This is a genomic window from Undibacterium sp. RuRC25W, from assembly GCF_049339825.1.
Taxonomy (GTDB): domain Bacteria; phylum Pseudomonadota; class Gammaproteobacteria; order Burkholderiales; family Burkholderiaceae_D; genus Undibacterium.
Map to the genome: position 1 here is coordinate 14,012 of NZ_JBMPPD010000033.1, position 22,555 is coordinate 36,566.

11 protein-coding genes are annotated in these 22,555 nt (G+C 46.6%); 1 reads left to right on the forward strand and 10 read right to left on the reverse strand.

Translation table 11 applies throughout. The features are described from left to right. Position 1: 1 nt before the first annotated feature. The 10 genes from ACO0KV_RS14575 to ACO0KV_RS14620 all read right to left on the reverse strand — a co-directional run bounded on the left by ACO0KV_RS14575 (position 2) and on the right by ACO0KV_RS14620 (position 19,288). Positions 2 to 4,297, reverse strand: a complete 4,296-nt coding sequence (locus ACO0KV_RS14575) for a cellulose synthase subunit BcsC-related outer membrane protein (RefSeq protein WP_423043295.1) — start codon at positions 4,295 to 4,297, stop codon at positions 2 to 4. 188 nt (positions 4,298 to 4,485) lie between these two features. After that, positions 4,486 to 6,879, reverse strand: a complete 2,394-nt coding sequence (gene bcsB / locus ACO0KV_RS14580) for a cellulose biosynthesis cyclic di-GMP-binding regulatory protein BcsB (RefSeq protein ID WP_423043297.1) — start codon at positions 6,877 to 6,879, stop codon at positions 4,486 to 4,488. A gap of 3 nt (positions 6,880 to 6,882) precedes the next feature. Continuing rightward, the gene (bcsA, locus tag ACO0KV_RS14585) at positions 6,883 to 8,982 is read right to left on the reverse strand and encodes a UDP-forming cellulose synthase catalytic subunit (protein ID WP_423043299.1); all 2,100 of its coding nucleotides are present in this window, start codon (positions 8,980 to 8,982) and stop codon (positions 6,883 to 6,885) included. 59 nt (positions 8,983 to 9,041) lie between these two features. Continuing rightward, positions 9,042 to 9,809, reverse strand: a complete 768-nt coding sequence (bcsQ, locus tag ACO0KV_RS14590) for a cellulose biosynthesis protein BcsQ (RefSeq protein ID WP_423043301.1) — start codon at positions 9,807 to 9,809, stop codon at positions 9,042 to 9,044. Further along, on the reverse strand, positions 9,806 to 10,453 hold the full coding sequence (gene bcsP / locus ACO0KV_RS14595; RefSeq protein ID WP_423043303.1) for a cellulose biosynthesis protein BcsP: 648 nt from the start codon (positions 10,451 to 10,453) through the stop codon (positions 9,806 to 9,808). Before bcsP ends, bcsQ (ACO0KV_RS14590) begins: the two co-directional genes overlap by 4 nt. Before the next feature lie 49 nt (positions 10,454 to 10,502). Continuing rightward, on the reverse strand, positions 10,503 to 10,994 hold the full coding sequence (gene bcsD / locus ACO0KV_RS14600) for a cellulose biosynthesis protein BcsD (RefSeq protein WP_423043304.1): 492 nt from the start codon (positions 10,992 to 10,994) through the stop codon (positions 10,503 to 10,505). A gap of 611 nt (positions 10,995 to 11,605) precedes the next feature. Continuing rightward, positions 11,606 to 12,370: a cellulose biosynthesis protein BcsQ gene (bcsQ, locus tag ACO0KV_RS14605; RefSeq protein ID WP_423043306.1), complete on the reverse strand. Its 765-nt coding sequence runs from the start codon at positions 12,368 to 12,370 to the stop codon at positions 11,606 to 11,608. A 146-nt stretch (positions 12,371 to 12,516) separates the two neighbouring features. Beyond that, a complete protein-coding gene (gene tldD, locus ACO0KV_RS14610) occupies positions 12,517 to 13,977 on the reverse strand; it encodes a metalloprotease TldD (protein WP_423043307.1) in 1,461 nt (486 codons plus the stop codon). A 284-nt stretch (positions 13,978 to 14,261) separates the two neighbouring features. Further along, complete coding sequence (locus ACO0KV_RS14615; protein WP_423043309.1) at positions 14,262 to 15,059, reverse strand: carbon-nitrogen hydrolase family protein; 798 nt, start codon at positions 15,057 to 15,059, stop codon at positions 14,262 to 14,264. Next, positions 15,059 to 19,288 (reverse strand): YhdP family protein, encoded by a 4,230-nt coding sequence (locus ACO0KV_RS14620; protein ID WP_423043311.1) that lies wholly within the window; start codon positions 19,286 to 19,288, stop codon positions 15,059 to 15,061. Before ACO0KV_RS14620 ends, ACO0KV_RS14615 begins: the two co-directional genes overlap by 1 nt. 488 nt (positions 19,289 to 19,776) lie before the next feature. On the opposite strand from ACO0KV_RS14620, the gene glnE reads away from it, so the two are divergent. After that, positions 19,777 to 22,512 (forward strand): bifunctional [glutamate--ammonia ligase]-adenylyl-L-tyrosine phosphorylase/[glutamate--ammonia-ligase] adenylyltransferase, encoded by a 2,736-nt coding sequence (glnE, locus tag ACO0KV_RS14625; RefSeq protein WP_423043313.1) that lies wholly within the window; start codon positions 19,777 to 19,779, stop codon positions 22,510 to 22,512. Positions 22,513 to 22,555 lie beyond the last annotated feature (43 nt).

Here is a 22,555-nt window from a genome sequence, read left to right on the forward strand (position 1 = left end):
ATTAATTCCCTAAGTAATACGGCTTCGGTGCCACTGGTGGAAATGACACTGGTCCACGTTTTGGTTCAAACGTATAACGCAAATACACTAAGGCTGAGGCATCAGTAAAATCACCAGAATTATCGACCGATAAACGCCCACCGAAAGCAAAATGCGGGGCAAGCAGATATTCAGCCGCACCAGCCAGTTTGTACTGCACGCCGGTATGTGATTGGCCTGGATAGGTGGTCGCGATATTCAACTTCGGGTTGGCCGCAGCAAACAATTCCAATGCGGTCTGATCAGCACTGACTAACGGGTAATACGGTGCGGAATCGACTTTGAAGGACTGAACACCGACCGCTGCGCCTAACTGATAGGACAACTTGCCACTGCGCCCACTAAACTCTACTGGCAGATTGAATGCATAGTAGGACTGCGGACTGAAGTAGCCACCGTTCCCATAAGTAAAGTTTTGCAGATTCTTTTTGTAGAACATCGTCGTCACATTGACACCGATGGTCAAATTAGAATTCTTCGTTTTGTAAGCACGCCAGTAAGCCCCACCACCCACATCGATCATGGAGTTGGTGACGACGTTAGTTCCCAGTAGCTCGGCATATCCCACACCGCCATAAACGCCGCCATCATCTATGTTGTATCCCGCATCAAGATGAAGACCATTTTTGGTCACGCCGCCCCAAGTCAGTCCATAGACACTATCCCGCGCCCCTGCGTAGGACAAATAACTGTCCGTCACCGAACGTCGTGAAAGCTCTGCTGTCAGACTCACGTCATCGACCTGACCACTCCAGCGCAATCCGCCCACCACATTCCTCAACGTAAAGCCAATCGGACTGGAACCAATATCTAATTTAAAACCAGATAATTCGTAGCTGAGACTCAGCGCAACGCCTTTCTTCAACTGATCGATGGAGGCCACATTAGACAAACCTTGTTGCTGTGCAATGGTCGTAAAAGGAACGCTAGCAAATTGTGCCTGCTGACTAAGGATCACATTTTTACCAAACAATCCGCCTGAATTAGGGTCATTTAAATTCAAGTTACCTGGATCAAGCACAACTGGAATAATTTTCAAACCGAATTGTCCCAAGCCCAAGGTAGAAAGATGGCCCTCAATAGGTACTTCGGTATCCTTTAACTGTGACAGTCCACTCTGTCCGCTGCGCGCTCTGGATGTGAATTCGACGGTCACTTCAGAACGATTGAGTTCATTGAGTGAGTCGATTTCTTTCATTAAGGCCTCTTCTTGAGGACTCACATTCGAGACTTGTGAGGAAGATTTCGACGACGTAGTTGAAAGTCTACTGCTATTGACGACAGAAGAAGCAGACGACTGCGTAGCGTTTTGTACAACTGGACTAGTAGCGGCAAGCCCACCGCCAGGCGCCAAGATCACGGCGGCACCAGAATTTGATTTCAGTGCAGGAACAGTTCCTGTCGTAGCAGGTAAGCTTGGAACACTCCTTAACACGGGAACGGTGGCATTCGTCATTACGGGAGACACGCTTCCTGAGGTAGCAGCACTCCCAGTCACTGCGCTTGTGAAAGTAGTTGCCGTGGGTATCTGACCTGAGGCTGACATCGTTGTGGGCAGAGCTACCTTGACTGTACTTTGTGCTGGCACCTGATATTGCGGTGATAATTGCGGCACTTCACGCAAGACTGGGCCCGCCGCAGGCTTATCCAAGGAAGAATTAGTTTTACGATCCGCAAATGGATTCACTTTAAAATTACCGACGTTCAACACAGTTGGCGCAGGATCAACAAGGCGTAGCCCACCCGCACCAGTGTTCGCTGTGACAGAAGACAGTGGTCGCTGTGCTTGCTCCATCGCCAGCGATTTCTTAAAGTAACCCAGCGCTTTACTATTTTGTCCTTGTGCTCTGGCGACATTGCCAGCCAAAGCAACAAAACGTGGATTATCAGGCTGCAAGCGCATGAGTTTATCCAGATTCTCTTCAGCACCTTTAAAGTCTTTCACTTGAATTGCTGCGAATACCAGACCTTGTAATACCTCAGGATTATCCGGCTCAGTTTTTAACACTTTTGTGTATAACTCGGTCGCCGAATCGATATCCCCAGACGAAGAATAAATTCGTGCCAGGTTCAGCACCAGTAAATTATCATCTGGTGTCGCAATAAGCATCGGTTGGATATAAGCGTAAGCTGCAGCATAATCGCCAGCTTCGCGTGCACGCTCTGAGTAGCGCATAGCAAGTGCTTTCTGCAATTGCTTGAACGAGGTCACTTCGTCTTCACTGAGGTTCGGCATGGCCGCGACCTTACGCATAACGGCCTCGAGCTCGGCTTCCTGATTCACTTGCATGAGCGTCGTCGCATACTCCAGCAATAGACTAGCCGAAGGCTTAGGGCTGTCCTGTACTGCCTGTCGGATCAATGCATAGCCATGCTCGGTATCACCCAGCTTGATGTATAAAGCGGCCACAGTACCGATGAACTCAGGATCTTTGCCGGCAGCAGCATCAATGGCCACCAGAATTTGTCTCACTTGTTCGGTATTGCCGTGTTTGTTCAACACATCAATCCGATCAAGCTGGACTCGTATCCATAAGCGTTTTTGCAACGTGAACATTTCTGCCCTGCGGGCATTGGGCGGGATGCGCTCTAAGGTAATCATTCCTTCCCACCACAACTGCTGCAGCTGACTCAGCAATGCACTGACATACAATGCCTCCGCCTCTGGTTTTTCGACATTGGTCAACGCATCAAGTAAGGCTTGCGCCTGTCCTGGCATATTCCGTTTCAGATAAATTTTCGCCAAAGCCAGACGCAACCATGGATCATCGGACTTAATCAGAATCGCGTCTTCTAGGGCGCGTTGAGCACCATTGATATCACCTGCCGCCTCAAGCTGCTTGGCTTTCTCGGACAGTTGGGATGACTTGAGATTATCGAGAATGGCGAGCTGTCGTGGCAACATATACGGCGATAATGCCTCCAGATCACCGAGACGCTTTTGCGTGTCGTAAATACCAACCAAGCCATCCAACGCACGCATATCGGCTTTGTCTTCATTGAACACGCGCTTGTAATTTGCCTCCGCACCTACCATGTCATTATCGGCTTTGAGCGCATCTGCCAGTTGCAGAATACCGGAATGTTCTTTACCGTTGAGAGCAATCGCTTTCTTCAGTAAGGCAATACCTTTTGGACTGTCATCATCTTCAAATGCAGTACGTGCCTCTTCGACGATTGCCCAGTAATTGGCACCATCGTAGGCCTGCGTCCAATTCGACTTGCCTTTAGCAGAAGATAACTTGACTGCTTTCTCAAGATACTTACGTGACTCAATGAACTCTTCCTGACGCATCTTGACCAGCCCCATGCCGCCGTAGCCGACAGGATCTTTGGGATGGGACTTGAGTAAAGTCTGAAATTCTTTTTCCGCTGTAGGGATGTCGTTGGCATCAAGAGCGGCAAAACCTTTTGATTGTCCACTAACAAATGCTGTCTCGACATGCGGCTTACTCGGCACGCGGCGTGGCTCTGGCACCTCAGCCTTAACGGTCTTTCCTACGTTGCTCAGTTTATCCTGAATCGATTTATCGTCTGGATGTCTTTCAAGATAAGCACGGTAGTATTTGCTATTGCTCTGCTCTGCGCCCATCCACGTTAAAGCTTGACGCCACGCTTCATTTGCCGGACGAGCAACTTCTGGCTTATTGCTGAGATTTTCGAGCAAGGCTAGACCTTCATGGCGACTTATGTCACGATAGGTCAGCGCCTGCGCATAGGCGAGCGAGTACTTCAAGTTGCCAGGATTTTCTTTTGCCAGTTTCGCTAGCCCTTGTCTGGCTTCGTTGTAACCACTCTTAGTGCCTGCGAGCACCTGATAATACTCAAGTGCAGCATCACCTCTTAAGCGCCCTGGGTCACCGAGTAAACGGTAGCTGTCCGCAGCAGCTTCAACATCACCCTGTTGCGCCAACTTACGCGCATCGCTCAGCTGACTATTCGCATTCACAGGTCCGCGCCGAATGGCTTCATCTACTGGGCGGATTTGTGCTGGGCTCGCTTTTAGCTCTTTCAGTCTATTAAGATAAATTCTGGCTTGCTCGGCATGACCGTTGCGGGCTTCGTGCATTCCTAACGCAACGAGGGCATCGGTATTATCAGGATCAAGCTTGAGCAATTTACTCCAAGCATCAGTCGCATTATCGTCGCGACCACGCTGCTCCCAAAACTGCGCTTGTTCAAGTAATTTTTGTTGCAGGGGGGAGTTTGCAAAAGCCGCACCAGACTCAATGTATATTGACAAAAGTACCAGTACCATCGCTCTTCTTTTGAAAACCATTCATATCCCCTATTAGAAACCTAATTTATTACATGAAAGCACAACCTTCAGATCGAGTTCAATTTAGTTTGAAGGTTTCTAAGTATTTTAACCAATCAGACCGCATTTAAGCGGTCTGATTTTTGAACTAACCCATCACCATCTTAAATGGGTTTGCTTTATGGATGTTATTCGTTGTCATCACCGACATGCAAACGCTTGGCAGCTTTCGCTCTCAGGAAACGGAACAGCATCGTCGCAGCAATCAAAGCAGCAATCATGAGGAAAAAGATCAACATAAATGGTCGTGTGGATAAGCTCCATTTGATCCAAGTCCACAATGGTAAGTGACCAGAATAGTAAGTATCACCAATTAAAGCGTCGACAACTTTATCGCCTTTGATCAACACCAGATCACCCTGAAACTTACTACGAAGCTCTGCATTATTAAGTCCATTTGTAACATCAAGCAAACTCTCTGCATTGCCAGCAGTCACAACAACAACCGAATGTCCTGCCGACAGCGGTGATTCAAATTGCATCATCGCACCAAAAGCATTTCCTGTTTTTGCCAGAATTTCGCCTGAATGACGCTCTGTTTCGTCAAGATCTTTACCAGCCCATCTGTAAAGTACCCGCAAAAATCCACGCGGAATTTGCAAATGATTGCCAGTTTCATCCATGGTCAACGGCATGTACTTGCCCCACTGTTTCAACAAAGGCTGATCACCATTGGTCGAGATAACCAAGAAGTCTTTATCGCTGTGTTTGTCAACATCGTTAGAACGAATCACCGAGTTGTTTATCACTGGATACCCAGTGGACTCCCCCATCCGTCCCATCAGATTAAAAAACACTTGCACTTCTTCGTTTGTCGGACGATCAGGCATTACGACAGCTGATTGTGACAAATCCGCATATTTCGTGAAAGGAAACCCAGCATTCGCAATGTAGGCTAAGTTAGGGTAGCTAGCATAATGCGGCATTTGCGAAAAATCGATGTTTGAATCAGGATCAACCGCTGAACGCACATTGTCCAGATAGACATCCTTACACTCACCAAATTTTGGGTAGTCATAATAGAACTGAAACTGCAGTTGATTCTCAGCACCAATTCGGAATAACGGTACCTGAATTTCTTCTTGTGCAAAACGATGCCCTTCTTTGAAGAATAACATCACAGATTCTTTGATTTTGCCTTTTTCTGTTTCAGCCCCAGATAATGACAAAGAACGTACAAAACCACCGTTGATACCTACATTCAGGGTTGATTTATCGAGCGTTGGACGCGGCGTAAAACGATAACGCAAATCGATAGGGACGCCATCACGCTGCCAAGTAAATAAGTCTGGCGGAACACGCATATTAAGGCGAATTGCATCCGGATTTAAGCCGCTGACCTGGAGCAGATCTTGACGCAATATTTCACCAAATTTAACTGGACGATTAGTTGGCAACCAATTTGGCGCATCGTAGGCATTGCGCAGATCCGGCTCTTTAAAGTCTTTGATCAATGCACTCGGACCGGACAAAACAGACTGCCCCAAGGTTAATGCTTGAGCCGCAATTTTAAGTTCTGGGTTATCACGGCCTAAGACAAGCAAGAGCTTGTATTTTGGGTTCGCTGGATTTGGAACAACCATCAAAGTCGGACCATTGATGACTGGTATCTGGATACCTGCAGGCGCCTCTTTGCTGGTGGCAAATACAATCGCATGGCCTTTAGGCAGACCACCGGTCTCCACAGGGAAATTCGCACCACGGTAGGATGCCAGATGTCCAAACCATGACGCAACTGTGCCGGCATTGCGCAACATATCCAGTGATGCTTGTTGCGGCAACACAAAAGGCAGCTCTAATAATTTTGAATCGCGACGATCAAAGAACGGTCCAGGTAACAAAGCCAGATCGTTCGCCAGATCTAATGAACTTACTGTCAATTCCAAGTAACTGGTGTTACTTAGGTGCGCCCATAAACTAGAGTGATAAGGATCTTCACATTCGTGCGTATAGTGGCCAATGAGCTTAAATTTTAGTTGATTAAAATCAGCAAAAAAACGGGGGTCAATCGAATCTTCACGGACAATCCCCTTCGACGTTTCTTTAGGCAACGGCACGACACTGACAAGCTCGTTATTAACTAATACTTTGATATGCGAGAGTTCAGGCAAGAGCGCTGGTGAATAAGAAATGCCGTATTTAACCTTAGCAGAAGTAATCACTTCATCGCTGCGAACCGTAAATGGAAAACTACGTTCACCTTCAATCCCTCGCAACTCCACGCTGGAATCCTGCCCCATTTGCTTTAAGCTGATTTTGTAGACCTTTTGGCTTGCAGCTACGGCTGTCGTTGGACTGGCAGTGGCAGTGGCAGACGATGCGACAGCATCGCTATCGGCATTTTTATCAACGACTTCTTTATGACTTGACTTACTTTGCTTTGATTTGGCATAAACCTGATCATTGCCGGCCACTGACAGCCCAGCCAAAAGTGCCAAAGCGAGTGTGCTTTTTGCTACACGTTTTAAAGTTAACTTCATTTTATTTTTTTTCACGATGTCAGTTTCAATAAGAGTGTTCATATGCTAAGACTTCTTACCCCAGTATTGCCTTAGTCCATCGCCAAACCTGACGAAACCTTGTAGGCTATGAAATGCAATTTCTTTCAATCCATTCAACGGATGATCAATATCCCGACTTTCCGACCAGTTAAGCCAAACGTCTGCGCGCCCCACAGTACAACTAATTAAATCTTTTTGTTGCTGTAAACTTAACTCCAAAAACTGCACGCTGATGACATTTTTCTTAGCGAAAACGACTTTTGATGGGAATAAAGATTCACCGTTCGTCCCGTATAACGAAACCGAGAGCAATTCCCCATTTTGTACCGTAAAACCATCAGGTACCTTCAACGACATCCCACCCATAGAAAAATCTTCGGTCTGGCACACAATAGAGTGACCGTTTGGTAGACGTAAAGTCGCATTGAGCAGCGCTCGGACTCTATGTGTACGGCGAACCTGCTTTGATTCCGTTGCGACCGCAAGCGTCGCCCCTAGAATGACCAGGTTATAGATCGTCCACAACATATTCAAAATGACGGTATCAAGCTCAAAGGTATTCCACCACAGCGCACGTCCGATACCGATCAAAAAGCCAACAATATTTAAAGCCAACATAACCAAATAAGGCTTAGAAATAGTCCAGTCAAAGTGTTCTTCCTGAACGAGACCACCTTTTGCAGTCACGTTGAACGTACCCGCTTTTGGATTAATCAACGCCACGAGCGTAGGTCGGAAAATATACCAAGCAAGCGTCGCTTCGTAGACCTCAGCCCAGAATGAATGGCGATGCGCACCTTGAATACGAGAGTTGGTTAAGTTGGCGTGAAGCAAATGGGGTAACGAGTAAGCAGCGATCGATAATGCAGATGCCTTGATAATATGCACTTCAAAAAATAAGTACGAAATAGGCGCCAGCAAAAAGACCATGCGAGGTAGGCCATAAAAAAAGTGCAACATCGCATTAATATAACAAAGTCGCTGTCCAAAATTGAGCCCTTTGCCCAACAAAGGATTATCGACACGAAAAATCTGCGCCATACCCCGCGCCCAACGGATCCGTTGTCCGACGTGGGCAGAGAGACTTTCCGTCGCTAAACCGGCCGCTTGTGGCAGAGAGAGATAAGCAGTGTTGTAACCCAGTCTTTGCATTTTCAATGCTGTATGCGCATCTTCGGTCACAGTTTCAACTGCAATACCATCAATTTGATCGAGACAAGTACGGCGCAACACTGCGCATGAACCGCAAAAAAAAGTGGCGTTCCACAGGTCATTACCATCCTGAATCAAACCATAGAAAAGTTCACCCTCGTTTGGCACATTACGGAAAGTCTGTAAGTTACGTTCGAATGGATCTGGTGACAAAAAATGGTGGGGCGTCTGTACCATCGACAATTTAGGATCGACCAAAAACCATCCCATTGTGTATTGTAAAAACGAACGAGTCGGCATGTGATCGCAATCAAAAATAGCGACAAATTCACCATTCGTACGTTTTAAAGCGGCGTTGATGTTACCGGCTTTCGCGTGTTTATTATCAGTCCGTGTAAAACACTGTACGCCGATACTTTTTGCAAACTCAGCAAACTCAGGCCGCCTGCCATCATCCAATATAATGATATTGAGTTTGTCACGTGGCCAATCGATCCCTATCGCCGCCATGACAGTTGGCTTAACAACGCTTAAATCTTCGTTGTAGGTTGGAATAAAGAGATCAACGGTTGGCCATGTCGACATGTCCGGCGGCATCAATACAGGCTTGCGTTTGAGTGGCCATGCAGTTTGCACATATCCCAGTAGCAATACTAACCATGCATATATTTCTGCCAAAAGCAGTACAAGTGCGAAGAATAAATCTAAAAAATTTGCAGTATCAATCGTGTAATTGATACGCCAATAAATATAACGACTGGTTGCAGTGACAGAAAACATCACCATAATCAAAGACACCAAGGTGCCTGTATAACGACGTAAATAAAGTGCCGTTGAGAAAATAATCGTCGAAAATAACGCTTGCAGTGGCAATTCCATTGGAATGCTAATGACGGCCCAAAACATCGCTGCAGCAGCAAGCACTGCGGCAATAAATGGGGCTCTTCGTCCCCATCCTGGCCAGTTGACCATAGAGAGCCCCAGCTCATTGAGCCGGCCATATACATATCTCGAATTTAATATTGAGCGCATTAGTCAACCAGTCCAAAATTTTTCTGCAACCAGCTTGTTAAATACTGGACGTCTTGAGTTGCAGAACTGTACTGCGCATAATAAGACACTGGTGTCTGGCAAGCCAGTGCTTCACTCACTGCTTCATCACGATGTATTGCGGATGGTACAAATCGTGCACCTAAATTGGAACGCAACATTCCAAGGACATCACGACATAACTGTTTCGATGCATCCATCTGATTGAGCACAAAACAATGCCCCAGAAAATCTCTGCGACCTTTTGTGTAATACTGAATAAGTGACTCTATCGAAGGCACTGTCGAATAAGACGCTGCATCGGGCTTAAGCACAACTAACCCAATATGCGCGATCCGTAACACTTGTTGAAGGTAGATCCCCGGTCCAGGTGGCGTATCAATTAGAACAACGTCGGTATCTTGCAATCCCAGTGTATTGAGGTTCGTCAGCAACCAATCAGGGTTTGACTTAATTTTATGTTCAAAAAAATCACGCTGCTGTTCATCAACGATGCCATAAGGCAAAAAATTGACCCCGTAGCTACTTTCTAATAGCGCATTTCCCCACTGTCCGTTGGGTAAGTCATCTGAAGCAATGCCAATGCTATTGTCATGCGCCATCCCAAAATGCAATCGCAATGCATTTTGAGGGTCAAGATCGACGACAGTAATATTCGCTCCAAGTCGCGCCAATGAGACGGCTAAGTTTGCAGTCACAGTCGTTTTTCCTACCCCTCCCTTAGGGGAAATTACTGCGACTACCCTCATGACTTAAATATTTTTTTGAAAAAAGAATTAACAGGCGACTCATTCACAGGGGGAGTCTCCTGCTGGTTCAAAAGACGTTTAAACACGTCTTTGACAGACCGAGATTTAGCCGAGGCTGAAATGTGACGCTCAACATTCAATGTTTCAGGAGTGGCAATATTGGCCGTAATTTTATTCCCACCTGAAAAAAGGGTAGCCTGACTTTCTTGGCTACTTTTAGTGTCTTCTTGATGGAAGCGTTTGTTGTCGCCTAATGTCGACGCAACCGGAGAGGCATTTACACTGAAGATCGACGATGACGGATTCGGCTTTCCAGATATACCAACGTCAGCAACAGAACTGGCAAATACTGGCGAGGCTTGCACCATTACTTCCTTTTTTGAAGGTGCAGGTGTAGTAGCGCTTGGCTTAAAAAATGTCGAAACAGGCTGCTGCGCAACGCCTTGCTCCATCGTTGGCGAGGTAGCGCTTTCGGCACTGTCACCGCCATGACTAAAATGGGTTGGAACTTCGGTCAACCTAACGTCACGCAACAAAGGCCAGCGCTGCTTTGCCTGCTCGCTATCGGTATCACGGTTGATCTCCTGGTACGAGTTTGTTGCTTGTCCAAATTTTTGAAAAAGGTTTTTTACGTCATCATCCATAATTCTCACCAGTCCTTTTTTAATTTCCGATTGCGTCGCTCATAGCGATTTAGCGACGAGTGAAATAAGACGGTTCTTCGATTTGCTTTTTCAACTCAAAGACAAACAATTGCCCCTCTTCGAGAGCAGCCTTGCGTTGGCTCAGGCGGAGCGTTTTGTCCATACCCAAGCTATCAAACCACTGCGCGTAAATTCCTTCAAGCAATGCTGGGGACCACGTTAAGGCATCCTCACCAAAAGCGACCTTCAAAGGTGACACATGATGAACAATGACTAAACTATCTGCCTCTTCAGCAATTTCAGCCCAACCCCAGTTGAGTTGAAACCATATCTGATTAATGCTGTCTTCGAGTGCCGACAAACTACTACCGTCACCAATAGAGAATTCCTGTGCCATCGTACGACCCATCTGGTGCATAAAGGCGCGGAGATCGCTGATATCGCCTTTAGATGCAAATTCAGTCGAAAATGCCCTTAAAAATGCCTTCCACTGGGTAGAACATTGCTGGGATTCGTAATATTGGACGTTTGTTGTCGACATAGCTGGACACTTCCCTGTATTTTTTCCGGGGTAAAAACTTGCCCCATTATTAAAACTTAGTTATTTACTACTGTAACATTTCGCCATATTCACAGTCCACATACAGCTAGCGATGAAATGTTAATCATTTATAAATAGTAACGGTTTGTAATAAAAATAGTATCAACGAGCACTTTTGATGTAAATTTCGCGTGACAATTATACATCTGAAAATTTACTATATAACAATAACAATATTGAATGTTTTTGTGTAGCGTCAACAATAAGGTCTTGCTTTCTGCACTAAAACAATTTAAAAAGATATAAAAATTGCAATTCAGCACGTGAATATCTATTTGCTTGCGAACGTAGTCATTGCATTTTTGAATTAAATATCGTTTGCAAGTACACTAAATATTGTTACCTATTAGCAAAAATCATCACTGAACCGACATCAAAAACAACAAACGAACAGATGCGGAACAATACAAAGATCTTTTGACTCAACTTTTTCGTTAACGTAAGAATAAGCAAAAAGTTAAATTAAAGCTTTAAAAAGTTCATTCATCTGACGATAGTTTTCAATTGCTTAAAAGAATGTTCTGTGGTTTCCTTTCTGCAAAGGAACTTGATCAATTTCTCTTTGATAAATGCTGCAAGATCCATTCGGCGATAGCATGCAAATGTGTTGCTGCAGGATTGGCTGGTTGATAGGAGAGAATAGGTCTCTCATAAGCGAGTGCTTCTTCAACGGCTGCATTTTCTGGAACAACAAATGGCACCATCCGTGGGCCAAGTCGCTCAGAGAACAAGGTGATCACGTCCTGCGCTAGTTGACGCTGCGCCCCTTGATTAATGATATAAGCTGAACCGATTTGCTTATTGGCGTCGCGACCGTAAGCGGTAATGAGCTCTTCCATCTCTGGAAGCGTTGAGTAGGAAGCTGCATCGGCCAATACGACGACGAGCAAAAAATCAGCGGCATTGATCGCTTGCTTTAAGTAAACCGATGGGCCTGGTGGCGTATCTAAAATAACGATCGTATCCTGCCGCAGGTTTGCATTACGTAAGACTGTGAATAACCAGTCATCCTGCTGCGCTAACGTCGATTCAAAGCGAATCCTGCTTGCCTCTCCCCCATTCCCGTATGGTGTAAAACTAACGCCATAAGCACTAGGGTGCGTCACCGCAACGAGACCGTGCGGATTGGTTAAGGAGCTAATTCCCTGACACTGATTCTGATCAAGCCCACCTAAATGCCATTGCATTGCATTTTGCGGGTCAAGATCCACCACCAATACTGGACGACCGCTTTGCGCAATCCCAGCACCAAGATTTGCCGATATCGTAGTTTTACCCACTCCACCTTTAGCGGAAACAACAGCGATAACAAACATGGGACACTTCCAAAAATTAAATTAAATAACAACGATGAGCATCTGCCTCGCATGGGTGCTGATTTACATCAACCGACATCATTTAACACAAAATTAATTGATACGAATATCAATCCACACGAGGGCAAAACGTATATAGCAGCAAATTAAGCCGTACCACCAACAGTCAGCCCTTCAATGCGCAAACTTGGCTGCCCCACCCCAACTGGCAAACTCTGTCCTTCTTTACCACAGACCCCAATTCCGGAATCGAGGCGCAAATCATTACCGATCATAGAAACATGGTTCAGCACCTCAGGGCCGTTACCAATTAAGGTTGCGCCTTTCACTGGATAGCTGATCTTTCCATTTTCGATCATATACGCTTCGCTTGCTGAGAAAACAAATTTACCGTTCGTGATATCGACCTGCCCACCACCAAAATTGACTGCGTATAAGCCATTTTTGACGGACGCCAAAATTTCTTCTGGATCCTTATCGCCCGCCAGCATGTAGGTATTCGTCATCCGCGGCATCGGTAAATGTGCGAAAGATTCCCGACGAGCGTTGCCGGTCACATTCATTTTCATCAAACGTGCATTCATGGTGTCTTGCATGTATCCCTTAAGAATGCCGTCTTCAATCAGCGTGCTACATTGTGTCGGATTGCCTTCGTCATCGATATTCAAAGAACCACGACGATGTTGCATCGTACCGTCATCCACCACGGTGACGCCCTTCGCCGCCACTCGCTCGCCAATACGACCAGAGAAAGTGCTTGATCCTTTGCGATTAAAATCACCTTCCAATCCATGTCCGATTGCTTCGTGCAACAAGACCCCAGGCCAACCAGGTCCAAGGACGACCGTCATAGGACCTGCCGGAGCTGGACGCGCTTCCAGATTGACAAGCGCCGACTTCACTGCCTCATCGGCATATTGCTCCAACAAGGTATCGGTGAAATACGCATAGTCATAACGGCCGCCACCACCGCTAGAGCCTGTCTCACGACGACCATTTTGTTCGGCGATGACTGTCACAGAAATACGTACCAAAGGACGGATATCCGCGGCGATCAGGCCGTCGCTCCGTGCAACTAATACCACGTCGTATTCACCAGCCAAACCTGCCATTACTTGCACAATACGAGGATCCTTCGCGCGGGCGATTTTCTCAATACGTTCGAGCAGCAATACTTTTTGATTGGCATCTAAGGAGTGCAATGGGTCTTCACGCAGATATAAACTACGACCGCTCCCTGCCTGAAAAGCGGACGCGACTTTAATTTTCCCATTGCCCTGCGTTGCAATCGTTCGGGTCGCTTTAGCAGCATCAAATAAGGCTTTTTCTGAAATCTCATCAGAATAGGCAAACGCAGTTTTGTCGCCAGAGATAGCACGAACTCCGACCCCTTGATCGATAGAAAAACTACCGGTTTTGACAATACCTTCTTCCAGACTCCATCCTTCGCTACGGGTGAACTGAAAATAAAGATCGGCATAATCAACACGGTGCGTAAACATCGAACCGAGTACTTTAGATAAACGATGCTCGTCGAGACCAAATGGTGTTAGCAACACATCACGGGCAATCGCCAAGTGGCTCAAAGTGGAATCATAGGGAGTCATAAATACTAACCAATACAAAAAAAATGCACTCAAGCATTATATAAAAATCAAGTTCAATACTGCGAGTCTACCTTGTATACGAGCAGATTGCTCAAAGTTCTACTGCACTAACGCAACGTCACTCTCAACAAGAAAACAGTATAGGTCATCAGATAGTACAGAATTTTACAGGCAGAAGCCAAAATGCTCCCGAAGTCGCCGGTTCCGTTTCATCTGGCCATACAGTGTGTAATTTATTCTATCCATACCTTGAAGGTGACGTCACCGTTTTATGGTCGTTCAATTTAATCTAATCTTCGGTGTTGCAAAGCAGGCAAACTAGTTCTGACATTGAGAATCAGTTGTGGATCAATTTCTCCAGCAACCACCCCCTCACCTTCTGCAAGTTCGTCGACAATCTTACCCCACGGGTCAATCAGCATACTATGCCCCCAAGTGCGGCGACCATTCAGATGCTTACCACCTTGTGCAGATGCGAGAACATAACACTGGTTTTCAATTGCCCGAGCACGAAGTAAGATCTCCCAGTGTGCTTGGCCAGTGGTGTATGTGAAAGCGGAAGGCACTACAATGAGCGTACACTCACCCATAGCCCGATACAATTCCGGAAATCTCAAGTCGTAACAAATGGATAATCCGACCCGTCCAATGACCGTATCTACCGTCACCACCTGATCACCAGCACTGATGGTACGTGATTCTTCATACGACTCTTCGCCCTTACGAAAACCAAACAAATGCATCTTGTCATAGCGCGCATCTGCCGTCCCTTGGGGGTTAAAAACCAAGGTCGTATTTAAGACCTTTCCTGCCACGTCTGATATCAAAGGAATACTTCCACCGATAATACAAACGCCTAAGGTTTTCGCCATTTCTGACAAAAATGCCTGCAATTCACCCTGCCCCGGCTTCTCTGCGACGACAAGCTTATCAGCTTCATTCATACCCATTAAGGACCAATATTCAGGTAACAATAACAGTTTTGCGCCGCTCTCTGCTGCCGCGGTGAGCAGGTGTCTGGCGGTCGCGATATTCTCTTTGACATCTGGGGTAGAGATCATTTGTATTGCTGCGACTTTCATTATTCCCCTTTCTTTGTTTGGTTCTGACGCAACGTATTGGCCGCATCGATTGCTTGTTGATGGTCAATCTTGGTCACTAAGGGTGCCGACCAAGGGCCGCTGACCGCATATTCAAAGGTAAAAGCCCTTGCTAACGGTTCACGTAAAAATAATTGCGCCAAGAATGTCCCAACACCAATCACAGGATTGACAGCCAAGCCGTAGACAACCGAAGCAGCACCTGCATTAACAATCGGAATAACAACCACCTGCATTTGCTGTGTTTCGTGGGCAATATCGGCAGTCCCACTAAGCAGAACAGTCGCACTCACGCCACGCATTTTGAGATTGTCGGTTTTTGCCGTTCCTGACTCAATTTGCGCGGTTCCAGTAATTGCATCGAAAGCAAATCCGTCCGAAAATACATCCCTGAAATCCAGTGTGAGACGACGCGGTAAAGCCTGCATACTTAATACGCCAAGTAATTTAGCTGCGCCCGGATCAACTTTCAAAAATTGCCCCGCGGCCAAATCCAATTCAATTTTCCCGCTAAGACTAGGTGTATCCATGTCATACGGTAGGCCATGCCATTTGAGGCTGCCATTGAGCTTACCACGCCCAGCGCGCATGACATTCGCGAATCCAAGTCTGTCGAGCAACTGACCAGTATTGGCAATATCCAGGGCATAATCGAGTTGTGTCGTTCCTTCACCGTCGCGGCTAATCCATTTACCGCTGGCCCTTAGTTCAGCATCTGGCGTTTTCAATACGACTTTACTGAGTTGCCACTCGCTGACACCGGCATTCATTTGATTACTGGCTTCTAATTCGAGACGTCCCATTTTTTTATTAAACAGCTCGAAGTTTTCAGCAATAATGTCCAGACCTGGCATTTGCATACCCGTAGCCTTGCCGGTTAACAAATCGCTGACATCAGAGGCGGCAGACTGCGGTATGGCTAACTGGCTTAACCGTGCCGAGATGCTGCCGATATTTTTTCCTGAACCGCCTTCATTCCAGCTCAGATGCCCAGAGACTTGCTTTGCGTTAATGTTTGCTTGCCAGATGCCATTTTGATGAGACAAACCAAGAATGACATTGTCGAGTTGTTTTTCAAAAATTTGCAACTGCCCAGTTCGCACAGCGATCGTATCGGCCTCAATGTAAGGGCTCAAATCAACTGCGGCCGCGCTGCTGCCTCCACTTGGGCTTGATGCATTTGCAGCGGTAGAATGAAGTAAGTTACGCCATTCATCAACATTTAAAACTTTAGTCTCAATGTTTGCTGACAGCCCTTTTTCGGGTTCCGGTGCGGGCACATTGACACCAATACCACCAGCCAAAATCTTCCAATCAGCATCATTATCCAAACTCTTCTGACGTCGATATTTGGCACGTAATATTGTACCTAATTGAATTTTCAGATCATCCTGGATGGATTTCGATGTTTCACCAGCATTGCTTGGAGCAGGCAACAATTCGACACGCAGTGGCAAAAGTTCATTGCTTGCTTTCTTTAACGGCGCAGGAAAATTTAATGCCAGCCCTTGCAGTGCCGATTCAATGGTAATTTCTGGCCGCTGCTGTTTTATTCCAATCAGGGCTGAATAACGTGTTGCCCCGCTAAGCTTATCACGCAACTGCGGTCTTAAATTTGCAGGCAAATACTGCACCAGTCCCTCACTACTTGCCGTACCGTCGAGACGAATACGGATACTGTTATCGCGCTGAGTTCCGCCACTGATAACGACTGGCCCACCTAAAGTGTTGGCCTTCACCATGTCGATATTGACGCCACGCTCATTGAAATCCAATTTACCGCTGACAGCAGTCATCAATGGTATATCTGCTTGGAGCTGCACGTCATTATTAGCAAACTGCAATGTCCCCCACACTTTGGTATCAATCACATGCTGCAAGGGCAACTGCAACTTCAGATGTAAACCCGAGGTTGCAGTTGCCTTCGTCTCTTTCAGAAAATGCCCGAGCCAGGCATCGACCGGACTCGCTGCAACATAAGACAGCATCGTTTGTAAGTTGCTATTCACGTTGCCATCAATCGTTAACATTGGATTATGGTTGAGCAAATCAGGAATAATGGCCTTGACATCACGGAGATCAGCACCGAGGGTTTTCCCAGTCTTGCCATTGATTTCCATGCGGCTGCGATCAAAAACAAATGTTCCCTGAATATTGTCAATCAATGGCCACAGTGGCGTATTGCCGCTCTCAGACAAAGCACCCGCTGTGAAGTCTAACTTAGCACCGCTCAAGTTACCTTTAACGCTAAATTCCCCTTTACTACGTGCCTTATTATCACTAGCTGAAAAAGGAAAATAAGCTAGATCACCTTTGATCCGCACATTAACGTCATCCGCAACGCCATCGAGAATGCCCTTAATCAACCAGTTTCGTAAGTTGTATTCAGTATTAGCGGGGATATATCTATCCAATTCCTTCAAATCGAAACCGGATATGTGGGCCGTAATATCTGCCTCTCCTGGATGTGACGTCGCTGATTTCAGCAATGGCAACACGTGCTTACCGCTGAGGCTCAGGTGCATATTATCCTGTTGCGCGTCCATCTTCTCGATGTTAAAAATCAGCTTATCACCAGGAGCGAATTGCCAGTTTGCTTGCATTTGCAAACGATTAAACGGCATCAACGGATCGACAAAATAGCCATTAAGATTTAAGGTCAGGTCGTTTGAATCCAATACAAATCTTCCCCCTTTATCACTGGCATCTAGGCTACCTGATAAGTGATTAAAACCAGGAATTGCCGGAACAGCTGCCTTTGCTGGCATCGTTGCATTTTTGGGATGCCCTAGCTGCGCAGGTTGCGCCAACATCGAGAGATTATTAAACAGCCCTTTGACTTTATAAGCTGCAATATTCGGATAACTGCCTTGCCATACCGCCGTAAATTCCTTGAGCTGACCCGACGGTGAAAAATCGTTCAACATCTGCCGCTGATCCTGCGGTAAAGGCAAGTGGGACGCGAAATTGGCGAGTACTTGGAGATCCAAGTATTTGGCATAAAGCTCAACATTCTCCGGCTGGCCTTTTTCTCCGGGTGTGAAATTTTCGGTGATGGTCGTTGGCGGCAAAAGAGAGCCGTCCCGTGCCAACATTGAAAATCCACTGACAGCAACAGAGTGTCCCGCTTTACCAAAAATCGAGGGCAGATATTTTTTTCCTAAATCCACTTTTTCTGTCAACGAGACACGGCCTCGTATCTCTGTCATATCTAACTCTGACAAATTATCTGGGAATCGGCCCACAACGTCTGACACGCGTAAATCCGCGGTAAAGTCAGCAATACGACCAGCATCGAGATGGAGCCACGAGCGGACGGAGCCAAAACCTTTATCTATTTGTACAGGATAATCGATATAGGATTTAAGCAGATGCAAATCAGCTTGCTTTAGGTCAGCATAGATGTCGCCGCTCCAAGAAGTAATTTCGGTGAGCTTCTTGGCAAATGGCTTATGTTGAAAATCGCCGCGAATATCCAATGGCGCAGCGATCGTCGCTTGCGGAGTCGCATGCAAAGCAAATTGGTGATGACGCCAGCGATTTTGTAAAACAAAATTAAGCTGACGTAAATCGAGCTCCGGTGCATTGAGATAGTGATCATTCCACCGCACAGCACCGTTACGAATAGTGATCTGGCGTTGCGACAGTAGCCAGTCAACGCCCTTACTATCTCCACTGTTCGCGCCTTTGGTGTCAACTAAAAAACCGGCGACGTAGACTTTTCCATCAGTGGCGCGCATGATATCCAGATCTGGCTGGTTCAGTTCAATCGATTCAAACCGCAGATCTGCGACAGCAAACGACAACCAAGACAGCGTCGCATTCACTTCTGGCAAAGTCAACGCTGAGTGACCAGCGGGGTCTAGCAGCACGACATTTCTTAATTCAAGTCGCGGATTAAGGGCTTGCCAAGACGCATCCAATGAAGCGATATGCAACTCACGCCCCAAAGCACGACCGATCACTTGTTCAATTTCAGGTTTGTAATCTGCGACGTGAGGCAACACGAGATAGCGCAAGATCAGCACCAGACCGCAAAAAATAAAATAAATCGTGATCAGCAGGCGCAACAAAAACCATATGCCTTTATTACAAGCATACGTTGTGTGTGCAAAAAAACGCCCCAGTTTGCTCCAACCACGCCCCTCTACAACAGGAGCTACCTCAGTTTGATCCGTCACAGACGCTGACTTAGAATTCTCCGTTGTCATTCCGGGCAGTGGCTCTTTATTACAGCAACGATGATAGACGTTACTGAACGATCCCTTATTTTCAACTGACTCCCCTATGACTTTTTAAAAACATGAATGACACACTAGCCTTCCTGTGGCGTGAAGGTTTTAAATTAGAAATCCAAACCCATTCGTGTTACCAGCGTCGCCATTTTCAGTAAAAAATTGCACTGCCATCATTTTAAACAATGTATCGATCAATTCGGCGATGTATTGCGAAACAAAGATGTCTCGGGAGTATATAAAAACCGCTAGACAATTTCATCGTTTCTTTGACAAAAATAACACCAGCCACCTTGAGATGACTTAAAATCAAAACCAAACCTCGCCACTTTACAGTTCGGGATTACCGCACAATCGCCACGTCAATCTGATGGCGACTGCTTAGATAAAACCAACGCCAACACCAACGCCGCGGTACCTTGCCATAAACACTGTGCGTAAGTACTGATTAAATAATGAATGCTATGACAACAACATTATCTTCACCTGCAGCACCACTAGAGGCATCCCGTTTCCTACAGCACTGGTTGGCGGGGCATCCCGAACGTGAATCGCTATTAAATGAGATATCGAGATTATCCTTGAGCCCAGCCATTTTTGGTCATTTTTTACAAAAAGATATCATTGGCGGTGCGAGTCTCAATAAAGCAATGCGACGCCTGCGAAACCTCGTTATATGTACGTTAATTAAGCGGGACTTGGAACATCGTGCTGATTTAAATGAAGTTATCACAACGATCAGTGAATTTGCAGACTTTGTGATTGAGAAGCACCTCGAGGAACTACATCGCGAACTGTGTACCATTTATGGTTCACCAATTGGCGAAGAAAGTGGCACCGAGCAGGAAATGATCGTGCTAGGGATGGGAAAGCTCGGTGGTCACGAGCTCAACGTATCATCCGATATAGACTTAATTTTTTGCTATGCAGAAGATGGTGAAACAAAAACCAGTAACGATACACAGCGTAGCATATCAAACCATGAGTTTTTTAATCGACTCGGTAAGAAACTGATTGCCGCCATTTCTGAAATCACCGAGGACGGCTTTAGTTTCCGGGTTGACATGGCATTGCGCCCGAATGGCAACTCTGGACCATTAGTCGCTAGTTTTGGTATGGTAGAAGAGTATTTTTTAATTCAAGGCAGAGAATGGGAGCGCTACGCGTGGGTCAAAGCACGTGCTATCACCGGCAAACCCGATGATATTACAGCGCTCGATAAAATTATACGCCCCTTTGTTTACCGTCGATATCTCGATTACGGCGCAATCGATTCACTTCGCTCAATGCATGCTCAGATTCGGGCAGAGGTGGTACGACAAGAAACCAAGCATCCAGAACGAAGCAATAACGTCAAGCTAGGTCGAGGCGGCATCCGTGAAGTCGAATTTTTAGCCCAGGTATTCCAACTCATCCGTGGCGGCCGTGAAGCGAACTTACGCGATCGATCCACGCGAAACACGCTCGCAACGCTGGCCAACAAGGGCATTCTTGAGCCTGCCATTGTTGCGCAGTTACTCGATTCGTATACTTTTTTACGTAACCTCGAACATCGCCTGCAATACCTAGATGACGCGCAAACACACACCTTCCCGGTGCGCGATGACGACCAGTTAAAAATCGCACACATGATGGAATGTGCAGACGTACCGGCACTGTTAGCGAAATTGCAGCCGCACCGCGCCTTTGTTGCAGAACAGTTCGATGCCATATTTAAAGACAAAGCAAACAGCAGCGATGAAGCAGAACAGGCGTTATTGGCAGCGAACCTCGCTAGCACAGAGAATGACGAACTTCTGGCGAGCCATCTGAGCAAAGCAGGCTTCTCTGACCCAGTCAGTGCGGCCCGCAGACTGACGGCCACCTGGAATTCCAGCAAGATGCAGGCATTATCAGAAGCAAGCAGAAATAAATTAATTGCGTTGATCAACACGTCCCTCGCGCTCATCGCCAATCAAGATACCGACCATCTGGTCTGCTGGAATCGCTTGCTCGATTTCATGGAAGCGATTGTGCGCCGTTCAGCCTATCTTTCGCTTCTGACTGAATATCCACATACGTTAGCGCGGGTTGTCCGAATGATGGGAGCGAGTGAATGGGCAGCGATTTTTCTGACCCGGCATCCTATTTTGCTCGATGAGTTATTGGATGAGTCTTCATTACATCAACGTCCTGATTGGGCCGCATTCAGACTTGATCTGCAACAGCAACTTAGTCAACATAAAGGCGACACCGAAAGGCAAATGGAAGTGTTACGCGAACTACATCACGCGATGCAGTTCCGTCTGCTAGCCCAAGATCTCGAGGGGCAACTAAGTGTTGAGCATCTTGCCGATGAACTATCACAGCTAGCAGATCTGATCGTCGCAGCGACGATTCAGGCTGCATGGGAAACGATCGCCAGTCGTCACTGTCCAGTGCCGAAGTTTGCGGTCATTGCCTATGGCAAACTCGGTGGTAAAGAATTAGGCTATGCTTCCGATCTTGATGTGATTTTCTTGTATGACGATGACGATCAGGAAGCTCCCGCTCATTATGCAAAATTAGCCCAGCGCTTTATCACTTGGATGACCTGCCACACACCTGCTGGGATTTTATTTGATATCGATATTGCGCTCCGCCCTGATGGCGCCAGTGGCTTATTGGTTTCCTCCGTCGCTTCATTTGCCAGGTATCAGCAAAAATCGGCTTGGTTGTGGGAGCATCAGGCACTGACACGCGCCCGTTATTGCGCTGGCGATCGCGCCATTGGTGAACGCTTCGAACAAATACGGGATCAGGTACTAAGACAAGTACGCGATGCAGATACCTTGTCGCATGAGATTCTCACGATGAGAAAAAAAATGCATGATGCACATATCAATCGTAGCGACTTGTTCGATCTAAAGCATGACGCGGGCGGCATGATTGATATTGAATTTATGGTACAACATCTCGTCCTCAAATATGCGCACCAATACCCGCAACTCACCGCTAATATCGGTAATATTGCGCTGTTGAAACGCTGCGGTGAATTAGGCTTAATCAGTACTGATCTTGCGGAGCGCACCGCAGCCGCTTATCGCTGGTTTCGTAAGTTACAACACGGGATACGACTGCAGGGTGAAGAGCGGGCGCGGATCGCGTATAGCAAAATCACTACTGAGGCCGAGTCGACCAAAGAATTATGGCATACCCTCTTTCCAGAGGTCTCTGTATAAGCGACGCCGCACAAAAAAAACCGGATCGAGATCCGGTTTTTCA

Excerpts from the sequence above, each read along its gene's own strand:
- bcsQ (WP_423043306.1), bottom strand. The coding sequence starts at position 12,370 with ATGTTTGTTATCGCTGTTGTTTCCGCTAAAGGTGGAGTGGGTAAAACT.
- tldD (WP_423043307.1), bottom strand. The coding sequence starts at position 13,977 with ATGACTCCCTATGATTCCACTTTGAGCCACTTGGCGATTGCCCGTGAT.
- glnE (WP_423043313.1), top strand. The coding sequence starts at position 19,777 with ATGACAACAACATTATCTTCACCTGCAGCACCACTAGAGGCATCCCGT.
- ACO0KV_RS14615 (WP_423043309.1), bottom strand. The coding sequence starts at position 15,059 with ATGAAAGTCGCAGCAATACAAATGATCTCTACCCCAGATGTCAAAGAG.
- bcsP (WP_423043303.1), bottom strand. The coding sequence starts at position 10,453 with ATGGATGATGACGTAAAAAACCTTTTTCAAAAATTTGGACAAGCAACA.
- bcsQ (WP_423043301.1), bottom strand. The coding sequence starts at position 9,809 with ATGAGGGTAGTCGCAGTAATTTCCCCTAAGGGAGGGGTAGGAAAAACG.
- bcsA (WP_423043299.1), bottom strand. The coding sequence starts at position 8,982 with ATGGTCAACTGGCCAGGATGGGGACGAAGAGCCCCATTTATTGCCGCA.
- ACO0KV_RS14575 (WP_423043295.1), bottom strand. The coding sequence starts at position 4,297 with ATGGTACTGGTACTTTTGTCAATATACATTGAGTCTGGTGCGGCTTTT.
- bcsB (WP_423043297.1), bottom strand. The coding sequence starts at position 6,879 with ATGAACACTCTTATTGAAACTGACATCGTGAAAAAAAATAAAATGAAG.
- ACO0KV_RS14620 (WP_423043311.1), bottom strand. The coding sequence starts at position 19,288 with ATGACAACGGAGAATTCTAAGTCAGCGTCTGTGACGGATCAAACTGAG.
- bcsD (WP_423043304.1), bottom strand. The coding sequence starts at position 10,994 with ATGTCGACAACAAACGTCCAATATTACGAATCCCAGCAATGTTCTACC.